The following is a 13,022-nucleotide window of genomic DNA, read 5'->3' on the forward strand; positions in this document are numbered from 1 at the left end:
TCAGCTGGCCTTTCCGTACAAGAAGGTGCGTAGAATTGGCCGTTATGGCACTCACGCTGGCCGCACTGGCCGCCGACCGGCCGCTCGGGTTGCGGGTGCTGACCGGCGACGACCTCCTGGACCGCCCGATCGGGTGGGTGCACCCGACGGAGCTGACCGACCCGCAGGCGTTCCTCGAAGGCGGCGAGCTGCTGCTGACCACTGGCTTGGCATTGGACGAGGAGACGTCACCCGCGTACGTGCGCCGGCTGGTCGAGGCGGGGGTGGCCGGGCTCGGCTTCGGTGTCGGGCTGAGTCACGACGAGGTTCCGCGAGCGCTGGTCGAAACCGCGGCCGAAGTGGGACTGCCGGTGCTGGAGGTGCCGCGCGAGACGCCGTTCATCGCGATCACCCGCGCGGTGTCACGGGCGGTGGCGGCCGACGAGTACGCGATGACCGTCCGGATCGGTAAGGCGCAGCAGGAGCTGACGCGCACAGCGGTGGGTCGCGGCGGTCCGCCGGGGGTGCTGCGGAAGCTGGCGAAGCTCGTCGACGGCTGGGTGCTGCTCTTCGACCGCACCACCGTCACCGAAGCAGCTCCGGCGAGCGCACGCGCGTACGGCGCTTCGCTGCGCGAAGAGCTGGAGCGGCTTCGCGCCGGCACCCGGGTGGTCACGCTCGACGGGCAGGAAGTCGTGCTGCAGACCCTCGACACGAGCGCGCGGCGGGTGCTCGCGGTCGGCGCGTCGCTCGACACGGCGGGGCGGCACATCGTCAACACCGCGGTCTCGGTGCTTTCCCTGGCGTTGGAACAGGATCGCGCGCAGGCGGCGGCCCGGCAGGCGCTGCGGTCCGGGCTGCTGGAGCTGCTGGTGGCCGGCCAGGCGGAGCTGGCGTTGCGGGTCCTGGCCGAGACCGGCGGCGAGCCGCCGCACGCGCCGTGGTCGGTGCTGGTGTTCGTCGGTGCGCCCGCCGCGCGGCGCAAGCTGCTGGGGGCGCTGGAGAGCGAGCCGGTGTTCGCCGCGCGGCGCGGGTCGTCCGTGGTCGCGATCGGCCCGGCCGACCCGGCGGCGGAGGCCGCGACGCGGATCGGGGGCCTGCACGGCGGGCTGGCGGGCCCGGTGTCCACAACGGACTTCGCGGCCGGTCTGGAGCAGGCGGAGCTGGCCGCCCAGGTGGCGTCCGCGGAGGACAAACCGCTGGTGTCGGCGGCGGAACACACGGGCCGAGGTCTGCTGTCCCTGATCGAGCCCACGGTGGCGCAAGCGTTTGCGCGCGGCATGCTCACCCCGGTGCGCGCGCACGACGAGACGGGCCGCGGCGACCTGGAGACGTCGCTGCGCTGCTGGCTGGAACACCACGGCCACTGGGACACCGCCGCCGCACGGCTCGGAGTGCACCGGCACACGCTGCGGAACCGGATCCGCAAAGCCGAGGAGCTGCTGGGGCGCGACCTCGACTCACCGGGGGTACGTGCGGAGCTGTGGGTCGCGCTGCAAGCGTGAGCAACTCGCCGGCCGCGTCGGACGTCCACCCCTCGTGGTCAAGAGACGCGCGGCACTGGTTGCTCTCGTGATGGTGCTGCTGGTGCTTGCCGCGGGCGGGTTCGCTTTCCTGCCGTGGACGGCCAACCACTTCGGGTACGCGCTGCCCGGCGACCGCGGGCTGCCGTACCGCATTCACCACGCCGGCCGGGATTACCGCAGCTACACGACGTGCGCCGGGGCCGGCTGGTGCCACGACGAGCCGTACTGCGTGCCGTCGGCCCGGCTCGGCGGCGAGGTGGCACTGGCCCAGGTCGACGAGGTGGACACGTGGTTCGGTGCCGCGCACCCGGTGTTCGTCGCCGGGCCGGCGCCCGACGGGGCGCCGATGTCCGTGGTCGTGCGAGCCGGGCCGGACTGCTACGTCGGGTACTCCATGATGGGCGGGCCCTAGTCCCCGGTGACCAGGACGATCGGCGAATCCCCGCACCGCCGCAGCACCGGGTTCGGCTCCGCGCCCGCCGACCACCACGCCGGGACGTCCGCCGAACGCACCAAGGACCCCGTCGGCTGCCGGACGCTGTTCGACACGATCACCCGCCCCTGTGCGTTCAGCAGTGCCGCGCCGCGGCCCAACGACCGCAGCCGGGGACGGACCGCGCGCTCGAACTCGCGCACGTACACGTCCGCGCCCACCACTCCGGCGAAAGCGCCGCCCAGGACCACCGGGATCGTGAACGTCAGCGTGTACTCGTCGGTGCACAGGTAATCCACGTACGGGCCGTTGATGTGCCGCCGCCCGGTGTCGCGGGGGACCGTGAACCACGACTGGCGCGTGTAGTCCAGGAAGTTCTCCGCGGCCGGGTCCAAGCTGATGAACAGCTGCGACGGCTCGTCGGCAGAGCCCGTCCACCACTCGAAACCGAACTCGGAGTCGGACAGCACGTGCGGCGCGCTGACGAAGCCCGCGCCGACGATCAACCCGCCCAGTGCCTCGGTGACCGGCGGCCGGATCCGGTGCAGCGCGGCCGCGGCCGGGGCGTCCGCCAGCACCGACTCGGCCGCCGCCAGCAGGGGCTTCAGCCGCTCGAAGACCCCTTCCACCAACGCCGAGACCTGCTCGACGACCTCGTCGCCGGCCAGCGTGCGGGTGTCGTTCACGGTGCTCACCTCGATGCGCGGGAGTAAATCGGAGTTTAGGGGGCGAGCAGGTCCAGGTGCACGTCCGCGAGCCGGTCGAGCGCGCCGAGGATGTGCTCCTCGGTGAGCTTGCGGGCCAGCTCGCCGTCCGCGGACGCGATCGCCGCCGTGATCGCCGCGTGCTCCTCGCAGGCAGGCGACCCCGCGCCGAGCGGGAGCCACAGCAGCCCGCCGCGTTCGGTCTGCAGCTGGAGCTCTTCGTGCGTCAGCCGCGGCGACTGCGCCGCCGCCGCGACCTCGAGGTGGAACTGCCGCTCCGCCCGCGTGAAGTCGATGCCGTGCGCCGTGCGGAGGTCGTCGGTCGCCAGCCGCAACCGGGCGACGTCCTCGGGTGAGCTGCGCTCGGCGGCGAGCTTCGCGGCGGCGCCGGCGATCGCCAGGTAGTGGTCGCCGACGTCGCGCAGGTCGGACAAGGACACCTCGCGCAGCCGCGAGCGCCACTCGTCCGGGGGCGGGTTGGCCGGCGCGCGGACGAAGCTGCCGCCGCTGCGCCCCCGCCGCGTCTCGACCAGCCCCTGCTGCCGCAACGCCACGAGCGCTTCCCGGACCGTCACGGTCGAGACGCCGAACTGCGCGGCCAGGTCGGCTTCGCTGGGCAGCTGCTCCTCATCGGCGAGCAGGCCGAGCGTGATGGCGTCGACCAGCCGCGCCGCCACCGCTTCCGCCCGGCCGACCTGGCCGAGCGGCGCGAACATGGCGGATCGCGCGCTGTGCGACATGCCCTTGCGCATCGTGACCCTTCGTCCGCCCGAGTACCCGTTCGCACCAATCTTGCCTGATCCTCTTGTCCTATTACATATGGACTTATATGTTTTAGCCCCGATCGCTGGAGGAGTCCACCGTGCAGGAGCTGAAGCACTACGTCGGCGGCGCGTACGTCGACTCGAAGTCGGGCCGGACGGCGGAGATCGTCGACCCGGTCACCGGACGCCCCTACTGCACCGCGCCGATCGCCGGACCGGAGGACGTCGACAACGCGCTGCAGGTCGCCGCGACCGCGTTCGAGACCTGGCGCGCGACGACCCCGGCCCAGCGCCAGCTCGCCCTGCTGAAGATCGCCGACGCCCTCGAAGCCCGCGCCGAGGAGGTCGTGGCCGTCGAGTCCGCGAACACCGGCAAGCCGATCGCGCTGACCCTGGCCGAAGAGATGCCGATGGTCCTCGACCAGATCCGGTTCTTCGCGGGGGCCGCGCGCGTACTGGAAGGCCGCTCGGCCGGCGAGTACATGGAAGGCCACACGTCCTTCGTCCGCCGCGAGCCCGTCGGCGTCTGCGCGCAGGTCACGCCGTGGAACTACCCGCTGCTGATGGCCATCTGGAAGATCGCGCCCGCGCTCGCCGCCGGCAACACGGTCGTGCTCAAGCCGTCCGACACCACGCCGGCGTCGTCGCTGCTGCTCGCCGAGATCGCGGGGGAGTTCCTGCCGCCGGGCGTGTTCAACGTCGTCTGCGGCGACCGCGACACCGGCCGCGCGCTGGTCGAGCACGACATCCCGGCGATGGTGTCGATCACCGGCTCGGTCCGGGCCGGCATCGAGGTCGCGCGCAGCGCGGCGAACGACGTCAAGCGCGTGCACCTGGAGCTGGGCGGCAAGGCGCCGGTCATCGTCTTCGGCGACGCCGACCTCGAAGCCGCCGCCGAGGCCATCGCCGTCGCGGGCTACTTCAACGCGGGTCAGGACTGCACGGCGGCCACGCGCGTGCTGGTCGCCGACGAGGTGCACGACACGTTTGTCGCGGCGCTCAGGCGGCAGGCCGAAACCACGAAGACCGGCAAGCCCGACGACGAAGACGTCGCGTACGGTCCGCTCAACAACGCGGCCCAGCTGGCGAAGGTCTCGGGCTTCATCGAGCGGCTCCCGGCCCACGCGACCGTCCACTGTGGAGGGAATCGGGTCGGTGACGAGGGCTACTTCTACGAGGCCACCGTCGTCTCCGGGCTGAAGCAGGACGACGAAATGAGCCAGAACGAGATCTTCGGCCCGGTGATCACCGTCCAGCGCTTCCAGGACGAAGCCGAGGCCCTGAAGTCCGCGAACGGCGTCCAGTACGCCCTCGCGTCCTCGGTCTGGACCCGCGACCACCAGCGCGCGATGCGGCTGGCCGCGAAGCTCGACTTCGGCTGCGTCTGGATCAACACCCACATCCCGCTGGTCGCCGAGATGCCGCACGGCGGGTTCAAGAAGTCCGGCTACGGCAAGGACCTCTCGCTCTATGGACTGGAGGACTACACCCGCGTCAAGCACGTGATGAGCGCACTGTGAGGGTCACGATGCCCAACCAAGCACCCACCGAGACGCGGGAGGACGCCCCGCCGCCGAGCGCGACCGACGGCCCGGCCATCCGGCTTTCCGGGCTGCGCAAGCACTTCGGCGACGTCCACGCGGTCGACGGCCTCGACCTCGACATCCCGCCCGGCGAGTTCTTCTCGATGCTCGGGCCGTCCGGCTCCGGCAAGACGACCGTGCTGCGCATGATCGCCGGCTTCGAGCTGCCCACCGAGGGCACGATCGAGCTGGACGGCCGGGACGTGAGTCAGCTCCCGCCGTTCGAGCGCGACGTCAACACGGTGTTCCAGGACTACGCGCTCTTCCCGCACATGTCCGTGCAGCAGAACGTCGAATACGGCCTGCGCGTCAAGCGCGTCCCGAAGCAGCAACGCCGCGAGCGCGCGCTCGAAGCGCTGAAGACCGTGCGGCTGGACGACTACGGCTCGCGCAAGCCCTCGCAGCTGTCCGGCGGCCAGCGCCAGCGCGTCGCGCTCGCCCGCGCGCTGGTCAACCGGCCCAAGGTGCTGCTGCTCGACGAACCGCTCGGCGCGCTGGACCTCAAGCTGCGCCAGGCGATGCAGCTCGAGCTGAAGCAGATCCAGCGCGACGTCGGCATCACGTTCGTCTTCGTCACCCACGACCAGGACGAGGCGCTCACCATGAGCGACCGGATCGCGGTCTTCAACGACGGCAGGATCGAGCAGGTCGGGCCACCGGAAGAGGTCTACGAACGCCCCGCCAGCGCGTTCGTCGCGGGGTTTGTCGGCACGTCGAACCTGCTCGGCGGGCGCGGCGCCGAGTCCGTCATCGGCCGGCCGGGGCTGTTCAGCATCCGGCCGGAGAAGATCCGCCTCGACGCCGAGCTGTCCGAGCCCGCCGCCGTGGGGGACACCAGCGCGACCGGCACGGTCACCGACGTCGTCTACGCGGGCGCGACCGTGCGGTACACCGTCGCGCTCGACGCCGGCGGACAGCTTTCGGTCGTCCGGCAGAACACCGACGGCGCCTTGGCGGAGGGCCGCGTCCGGCTCAGCTGGCGCCACGAACACAGTTTCCAGGTTCCCGGTCAGTGAAGGGTTTGCCATGAAGAACAGGAAGACGCGGCTGGCCGGGCTCCTCGGCGCAAGCCTGCTGTTGGCTGCATGTGGCACATCGGGTTCGAACTCCGCCGCGCCGCCCGGCGCGCAGGGCTTCACCCCGCCGAAGCTGGAGGCGCTCAAAGCGCTCGGCCAGCCGGAAGGGCAGCTGAACGTGCTGGCCTGGCCGGGCTACGCGGAGAACGGCTCCAACGACCCGAAGGTCAACTGGGTCACGCCGTTCGAGCAGCAGACCGGCTGCAAGGTGAACGTCAAGCCGTTCGGCACCTCCGACGAGGCCGTGACGCTGATGAAGACCGGGCAGTACGACGTCGTGTCCGCCTCGGGCGACGCGTCGCTGCGGCTGGTCGCCTCCGGGGACGCCGAGCCGGTGAACACCGCGCTGGTGCCGAACTACGCCGACGTGCAGCCGTTCCTCAAGGACAAGTCGTGGAACAGCGTCGGTGGGGTCTCCTACGGCATCCCGCACGGCTGGGGCGCGAACCTGCTGACCTGGCGCACGGACAAGGTGACGCCGGCGCCGACGTCGTGGTCGGTGATGTTCGACGCGAACTCGCCCTACAAGGGCAAGGTGATCGCCTACGACTCGCCGATCTACATCGCCGACGCCGCGCTGTACCTGATGGCGCACCAGCCGGACCTCGGCATCAAGAACCCGTACGCGCTCGACGACAAGCAGTTCACCGCCGCGGTGAACCTGCTCAAGCAGCAGCGCCCGCTGGTGTCCGAGTACTGGTCGGACTACCTCAAGGAGTCCCAGGCGCTGAAGAACGCCGACGCCGTCGTCGGCACCGCCTGGCAGGTCACGGTCAACCTGACCAAGGGCGAGGGCGCGCCGCTGGAGGCGTCGGTGCCGAGCGAGGGCGCGACCGGGTGGTCGGACACCTGGATGGTCGCGGCGAAGTCGGCGCACAAGACGTGCGCGTACAAGTGGCTCGACTACATCATCAGCCCGAAGGTGAACGCCCAGGTCGCCGAGTACTTCGGCGAGGCGCCGGCGAACACGAAGGCGTGCGCGGAGATGACGGACAAGACGCTCTGCGACACCTACCACGCCAGTGACGCCGGGTACGCGTCGAAGATCGCCTACTGGACCACGCCGATCCCGCAGTGCCTCGACGGCCGCACGGACGTCAAGTGCAAGGACTACGGCGAGTGGACGAAGGCCTGGACCGAGATCAAGGGCTGACATGACCGCGCTCTCGGCGTTCTTCTACCGGAAGCCCAAGCTGCGCCTGGGTTTCCTGCTCTCGGCCCCGCTGCTCTGGCTCGGCCTGGCCTACCTGGGCGCGCTGGCCGCGTTGTTCGTCACGGCGTTCTGGCACACGGACGCGTTCACCGGTCAGGTCACGATCGAGTGGTCGCTGGACAACTTCACGACGTTGTTCAGCGACGCGGTCTACCGCACGATCACCTTCCGCACGGTCGGGATCGCGGCGCTGGTGACGGTGATCGACGCCGTCATCGCGTTTCCGATGGCGTTCGCGATGGCCAAGCTGGCGTCGCCGCGGGCGCAGCGGATCCTGGTGATCGCGGTGATGACGCCGTTGTGGGCGAGCTACCTGGTGAAGGCGTACGCGTGGCGGTCGATGCTGTCCGGCAACGGCGCCCTGAGCGGGATTTCTCCCGGCTACGGCGTCACGGCGACGATCATCACGCTGTCGTACCTGTGGCTGCCGTACATGATCCTGCCGATCTACGCGGGCTTGGATCGGCTGCCGGACTCGCTCGTGGACGCGTCGGGCGACCTCGGCGCGCGGTCGTTCCGGACGTTCCGGTCGGTGATCCTGCCGCTGACGTTCCCGGCGATCGTGGCCGGTTCGATCTTCACGTTCTCGTTGTCGCTGGGCGACTACATCGCGGTGAAGATCGTCGGCGGCACGTCCCAGATGCTCGGCAACGTCGTCTACGACAACATCGGCGCGGCCAACAACCTGCCGTTCGCGGCGACGGTCGCGACGGTGCCGGTCGTGATCATGCTCGTGTACCTGGCCGCGGTGCGCCGCACCGGCGCGCTGGACAACCTCTAGGAGGCTCGGTGCGGACGTCTCGGGCGCTGTTGTGGACGGCGCTGGGCCTCGGCCTGGCGGTGATCTACTTCCCGTTGCTGGTGGTGCTGCTCAACTCGTTCAACGCGGACACGACGTTCGGCTGGCCGCCGTCCCGGTTCACCCTGGAGTGGTGGAGCCGCGCGTCGTCGAACGAGGGCGCGTTGCACGCGTTGTGGACGAGCGTGGAGGCGGGCCTGGCGGCGACGGCGATCGCGCTGGTGCTCGGGACGATGGCCGCGTTCGCGTTGCAGCGCTACCGGTTCTTCGGGCGCAACCCGGTGTCGCTGCTCATCATCTTGCCGATCGCGCTGCCGGGGATCGTGACGGGCATCGCGTTGAACAACGCGTTCCGGACGATCCTCGGCATCGACCTCGGCCTCCTGACGGCGATCATCGCGCACGCGACGTTCTGCATCGTGGTGGTGTTCAACAACGTGGTGGCCCGGTTGCGCCGGATGGGCGGGAACCTCGAAGAGGCGTCGATGGACCTGGGCGCGACCGGGTTCACGACGTTCCGCCTGGTGACGTTCCCGATGCTGCGCTCGGCACTGCTGGCGGGCGGCCTGCTGGCGTTCGCGCTTTCGTTCGACGAGATCATCGTGACGACCTTCACCCTGGGCACGGGCATGGAGACGCTGCCGATCTGGATCTACAACAACCTGTTCCGGCCGAACCAGGCCCCGATCGTCAATGTGGTGGCGGCGGTGCTGATCGTGGTGTCGACGGTCCCGGTGTACCTGGCCCAGAGGCTGTCCGGCGACACGGCGTCGGGCGGCCGGCTCTGAGTCACGGCAGGTTGCAGAACCCGCCCGGGTAGTACCGGAACGACCTGATGCGGTCGTTCCAGCTGATGCCGCCGCCGTAGCGAGCGGTCAGGTCGTGGTCCACGTCGCCTGGTTCGATGCAGAAGGAGCTGCCGCCGTAGTTCTCGCCGGAGAAGAAGAAAACCGCACCGGGCATGATGTTCTCGAGGCTGGACACCTTGCCGTTCAGGGCCGTCGGAAGCTTCGCCACCGAGCCCGCCCAAGCGCCGTAGCCGTTGTGGTAATTGATGTCCGACCACAGGCAGATGTGGTCGAAGTCGATGCTGCACTCGGCAGCCGCGGCCGACGCCGCCCCCGGAGCGACGGCCAGTCCGGCGGCGCTCAGCACCGCGCACAGGAATGCCTTGACCCGCATGGTTCCTCCCCGAAGCCGTGGAGGGCCGACGATAGCCGGAAAACGCCGGTCGTCCGCACCCGTCGACCCCTACCGGCCAAGGTCAGTGCACTGATCGGATCGTGCCACCGTCGACCCGGATCGTCGCGCCGCTGACGTAAGCCGCCGCCGGGCTCACCAGGTAGCCCACCGCCGCCGCGATCTCCTCCGGACGCCCCAGCCGGCCCACGTCGTTCGGGACCAGGTCCCGCGCCGCCGCCGGCTCGATGTCCTCCCACGAATCACCCCACCCGTGCGAGGGCGCGATCGTCGTGAGCAGCTCGCGGACCGAGTCCACCAGGATCGCGCCCGGGGCGACCACGTTCGACGTCACGCCCGTACCCGCCAGGTCGCGGGCCAGGGACACCGCCAGGTTGTGCCGAGCCGCCAGCGTCGCCGTGTAGTGCGGCTGCATCGCCATCGGCTGGATCGCCAGCCCGCCGCCGATCTGGACCACCCGGCCCCAGCCCCGCGCCCGCATGCCCGGCACGCACCGCTGGATCATCCGGACCGCCGACACCACGTTCGCCTCGTACGTCGACGCCCACACCTCCGGCGTCGCGTCCGTCCACCCCAGGTGGTCGTATGAGCCGGCGTTGTTCACCAGGATGTCGACGTCCCCGGCGGCCGCGGCCACCGCGTCCGCCCCGGCGTCGGTCGACAGATCGCCGATCGCCACCCCGGCCGCACCGATCGACGAAGCGACCCGCGAAGCGCGGGAGACGTCCCGGCCGTGCACCACCACCGAAGCGCCTTCGGCGGCCAAGAGCCGGGCGATCGCGGCACCGAGGCCCGCGCTGGAACCCGTGACCAGAGCGCGCTTACCAGCGATTTCGAGATCCATGAAGCACCTTCCCAAGAGGTATACACCTGTAGACTTACGATAAGTCTACACTCGTATACATGAGACCTCGCAACGCCGCCGCGACCAGGGAAGCCATCCTGAACTCGGCGCTCGACGCCTTCACCCGGGCCGGGTACGACGCCGTCGGCGTGCGCGAGATCGCCGAGTCCGCCGGGGTCACCGCGATGCTCGTCAACCGCTACTTCGGCTCGAAGGAAGGCCTCTTCGCCGAGGTCGTCGAGGCGGCGATGGCCGAGCGGACCGTGCTCACCGACGACCCCGCGACGCTCGCCGCGGACATCGCCGCCGCGCTGGTGCGCCGGACCGCCCCGGACGCCGGGCAGCTCGACCCGTTCCTGCTGATGCTGCGGTCGGCGCCCAACCCGCGCGCCGCGGAGATCCTGCGCGCGGGCATCGAGCGGCACGTCGAAAAGCACCTCGCCGACGTCCTGCCCGATCAGGGCAGGACGGGACCGGCGCTGGCGCTCGCGGTGATCGCCGGCTTCTGGGTGATGCGCACGCTCATCGGCAGTACCGAACTGAACCGCGCCGACGAAGCCGTCGTCGTGAAGAAGCTCGAAAAGGTGTTCTCGGTGCTACTGGCGGAATGAATCCGTCGCCGCGCGCAGGGCGGCCAGCACGCCCGGGTCCGTCACCGCGTGCCCGGCGCCTTCCAGCAGCTCCAGCCGCGAACCCGGCCACGCCCGGTGCAGCTCGTACGCGGTGACCGGCGGGCACACCGTGTCGTACCGGCCCTGCACGATCACGCCGGGGATGTCCGCGAGCTTGCCCGCGTCGCGGATCAGCTGCCCCTCTTCGAGCCACGCGCCGTGGCGGAAGTAGTGGACCGCGAGCCGCGCGAACGTCAGCGCGAACGCCGGTTCCGCGTACTGGCGGACGAAGGACTCCTGCGGCTGCACGGACACCGTCGCGCCTTCCCAGGTGCTCCACGCGATGGCGGCGCGGTGCCGGACCTCTTCGGACGGATCGTCGAGCAGCGAGACGTACGCGGAAAGGGGGTCGTCGCGCCGGGAAGCCGGGATCGGGGCGAGGAAGGCCTCCCACTCGCGCGGGAACAGGTTCGCGGCGCCACCCCGGTAGATCCAGTCCAGCTCGCCGCGCCGCACGGTGAAGACGCCGCGCAGGATGATTTCGCTGACGCGGGAAGGGTGCGTCTGCGCGTAGGCGAGCGCGAGGGTCGCGCCCCAGGATCCGCCGAAGAGCTGCCAGCGCTCGATGCCGAGCCGTTCGCGCAGCTTCTCCATGTCGGAAACCAGGTGCCACAGGGTGTTCGCGCCCAGGTCGTCCGCGCCCGGTGTCGACTGGCCCGAACCACGCTGGTCGAAGAGGACGATCCGGTAGGCCGCCGGGTCGAAGTGCCGCCGAGCCATCGGTGCGATCCCGCTACCGGGCCCGCCGTGCAGCACCACGACCGGCTTCCCGGCCGGGTTCCCCGCCTCCTGGCAGCGGATCCGGTGCCCGTCGCCTACGTCCAGGAACCCTTCGGCACGCGGGGGAATCGGCGGGTAGAGCTCGTCCATGCCCGACACTCTGCCGGAGGGGCCTGGCCGTCGCCCCGGCGCCTCGCCGCCGGGTGCCGGGACGACGGCCAGGAAAGGTGGGAGCCCGCCCCCGCCGCCGGGCTGAGCGGGCTCCCGTCCGTGGGCTCGGACGTCCTGCGGGTGACGTCCGAGCGAGGAGGAACGAGGGCGTCGGTGTGGTCACGACGGCCGGTGGTCCGCACACGCATTCCCATCCTCCTCGTCGAGGGTTCGAAGCTTCGTCGTGGCGGCGACGGGCTAAACGCTAAGCCAAGGTCCGAACGTCAGTCAAGGACATGATTGAAGTTCATGTACGTGAACACTGGCTGAGGGGATGCTGAGCGATGCCGTGCCCCTTGCCGCGTGTTAACGGATGGGCCGGTACGTTCCGGTGTCGGAGTTTCGAAAAGCAGTACGGAAAGGCCCGGAATGTCCGCGGTGACCTACGTCGAGGCGATTGTCGTCGGCGCCTTGCAAGGGGTGTCGGAATTGTTTCCGGTGTCCAGTCTCGGCCACAGCATCCTGCTGCCCGCCTGGCTCGGCGGGCAGTGGCAGCGGGACCTGAGCATCAGCAAGGATTCGCCGTACCTCGCGGTGCTCGTCGCGATGCACGTCGCCACCGCGCTGGCCCTCGTGCTGTTCTTCCGGAAGGACTGGGTGCGGATCATCCGCGGCCTGTGGACGTCGATCCGCCACCGCGAAGTCCGCACCCCCGACCAGCGCCTCGCGGGGCTGCTCGTGCTCGCCACGATCCCGGTCGGGCTGGCCGGCCTGCTGCTCGAAAGCGTGCTGCGCGACTACCTCGGCAAGCCGGTCCCGGCGGCCATTTTCCTCACGCTCAACGGCGGAGTCCTCTACGCCGCCGAGAAGTTCTCGCGGCCGAGCAAGGCCGCGGCGGAAGAGGACACTGTGGACTTCTCCGCGGAGGACACCATGGTGATGCGGGCCGTCTCGGTCGAGGAGGCGACGGACGTCCGGCTGGCGAAGCTGCGCATCGGCGAGGCGGTGCTGATCGGTGCCGCCCAGATCCTCGCGCTGCTGCCGGGCATCAGCCGCTCGGGCATCACCATGGTCGCCGGCCTGCGCCGCGGGCTCGGTCACGAGGACGCCGCGCGCTTCGCCTTCCTGCTCGCCACTCCCGTCATCCTCGCCGCGGGCGTGCTGAAGATGCCGACGCTGTTCGCCCCCGAGAACCACGCTTCGTTGGGGCCGGCCCTCGTCGGCAGTGTCGTCGCCGGGGTCGCTTCGTACATTTCTGTCCGTTTCCTCACCGGTTACTTCGAAACGCGCACTCTGACCCCCTTCGCCATTTACTGCGTGGTCGCCGGAATCGGCAGCCTGATCTTCTTCGCGGTGTGAC

The 13,022-nt window shown here is 70.3% G+C and carries 14 protein-coding genes; 9 read left to right on the forward strand and 5 right to left on the reverse strand.

Going from position 1 to position 13,022, the window contains the following annotated elements; all coding sequences use genetic code 11:
* The first annotated feature begins 44 nt into the window (after positions 1-44).
* Both ABZ342_RS24345 and ABZ342_RS24350 read left to right on the forward strand, forming a co-directional pair.
* Positions 45-1,484 carry a PucR family transcriptional regulator gene (locus ABZ342_RS24345; protein WP_360477021.1) on the forward strand — a complete coding sequence of 480 codons (1,440 nt, stop codon included), beginning with the start codon at positions 45-47 and terminating at the stop codon, positions 1,482-1,484.
* Positions 1,485-1,518: 34 nt separating this feature from the next.
* On the forward strand, positions 1,519-1,917 hold the full coding sequence (locus ABZ342_RS24350; protein ID WP_360477024.1) for a hypothetical protein: 399 nt from the start codon (positions 1,519-1,521) through the stop codon (positions 1,915-1,917).
* Here ABZ342_RS24350 and ABZ342_RS24355 read toward each other — a convergent pair.
* Entirely contained in the window at positions 1,914-2,624 is a 711-nt protein-coding gene (locus tag ABZ342_RS24355; RefSeq protein WP_360477027.1) for a cache domain-containing protein, read from the reverse strand. The genes ABZ342_RS24350 and ABZ342_RS24355 overlap by 4 nt on opposite strands.
* A 35-nt stretch (positions 2,625-2,659) precedes the next feature.
* Positions 2,660-3,394, reverse strand: a complete 735-nt coding sequence (locus ABZ342_RS24360) for an FCD domain-containing protein (RefSeq protein WP_360477030.1) — start codon at positions 3,392-3,394, stop codon at positions 2,660-2,662.
* Positions 3,395-3,504: 110 nt separating this feature from the next.
* On the opposite strand from ABZ342_RS24360, the gene ABZ342_RS24365 reads away from it, so the two are divergent.
* The 5 genes from ABZ342_RS24365 to ABZ342_RS24385 are packed head-to-tail and all read left to right on the forward strand — an operon-like array spanning position 3,505 to position 8,865.
* The gene (locus ABZ342_RS24365; protein WP_360477033.1) at positions 3,505-4,926 is read left to right on the forward strand and encodes a gamma-aminobutyraldehyde dehydrogenase; all 1,422 of its coding nucleotides are present in this window, start codon (positions 3,505-3,507) and stop codon (positions 4,924-4,926) included.
* Positions 4,927-4,934: 8 nt separating this feature from the next.
* A complete protein-coding gene (locus ABZ342_RS24370) occupies positions 4,935-6,005 on the forward strand; it encodes an ABC transporter ATP-binding protein (RefSeq protein WP_360477036.1) in 1,071 nt (356 codons plus the stop codon).
* Positions 6,006-6,015: 10 nt separating this feature from the next.
* A complete protein-coding gene (locus ABZ342_RS24375) occupies positions 6,016-7,218 on the forward strand; it encodes an ABC transporter substrate-binding protein (RefSeq protein WP_360477039.1) in 1,203 nt (400 codons plus the stop codon).
* A 1-nt stretch (position 7,219) separates the two neighbouring features.
* Positions 7,220-8,059 carry an ABC transporter permease gene (locus ABZ342_RS24380; RefSeq protein ID WP_360477042.1) on the forward strand — a complete coding sequence of 280 codons (840 nt, stop codon included), beginning with the start codon at positions 7,220-7,222 and terminating at the stop codon, positions 8,057-8,059.
* Between the two features lie 8 nt (positions 8,060-8,067).
* Entirely contained in the window at positions 8,068-8,865 is a 798-nt protein-coding gene (locus ABZ342_RS24385; RefSeq protein WP_360477045.1) for an ABC transporter permease, read from the forward strand.
* Between the two features lies 1 nt (position 8,866).
* On the opposite strand, the gene ABZ342_RS24390 is transcribed toward ABZ342_RS24385, so the two are convergent.
* Together ABZ342_RS24390 and ABZ342_RS24395 are read right to left on the reverse strand one after the other, a co-directional pair.
* Positions 8,867-9,259 carry a peptidase inhibitor family I36 protein gene (locus ABZ342_RS24390; RefSeq protein WP_360477048.1) on the reverse strand — a complete coding sequence of 131 codons (393 nt, stop codon included), beginning with the start codon at positions 9,257-9,259 and terminating at the stop codon, positions 8,867-8,869.
* An 82-nt stretch (positions 9,260-9,341) separates the two neighbouring features.
* Positions 9,342-10,121 carry an SDR family NAD(P)-dependent oxidoreductase gene (locus tag ABZ342_RS24395; RefSeq protein WP_360477051.1) on the reverse strand — a complete coding sequence of 260 codons (780 nt, stop codon included), beginning with the start codon at positions 10,119-10,121 and terminating at the stop codon, positions 9,342-9,344.
* Between the two features lie 59 nt (positions 10,122-10,180).
* Between ABZ342_RS24395 and ABZ342_RS24400 the strand changes: the two genes are divergently transcribed.
* Complete coding sequence (locus ABZ342_RS24400) at positions 10,181-10,732, forward strand: TetR/AcrR family transcriptional regulator (RefSeq protein ID WP_155549966.1); 552 nt, start codon at positions 10,181-10,183, stop codon at positions 10,730-10,732.
* On the opposite strand, the gene pip is transcribed toward ABZ342_RS24400, so the two are convergent.
* Positions 10,718-11,662, reverse strand: coding sequence for a prolyl aminopeptidase (pip, locus tag ABZ342_RS24405; RefSeq protein ID WP_155549965.1), 945 nt, complete (start codon positions 11,660-11,662; stop codon positions 10,718-10,720). The two genes, ABZ342_RS24400 and pip, sit on opposite strands and share 15 nt — an antisense overlap.
* A gap of 429 nt (positions 11,663-12,091) precedes the next feature.
* On the opposite strand from pip, the gene ABZ342_RS24410 reads away from it, so the two are divergent.
* Positions 12,092-13,021 carry an undecaprenyl-diphosphate phosphatase gene (locus tag ABZ342_RS24410; protein WP_360477055.1) on the forward strand — a complete coding sequence of 310 codons (930 nt, stop codon included), beginning with the start codon at positions 12,092-12,094 and terminating at the stop codon, positions 13,019-13,021.
* Position 13,022 lies beyond the last annotated feature (1 nt).

Source organism: Amycolatopsis sp. NPDC005961, assembly GCF_040629235.1.
Taxonomy (GTDB): Bacteria; Actinomycetota; Actinomycetes; order Mycobacteriales; family Pseudonocardiaceae; genus Amycolatopsis; species Amycolatopsis camponoti.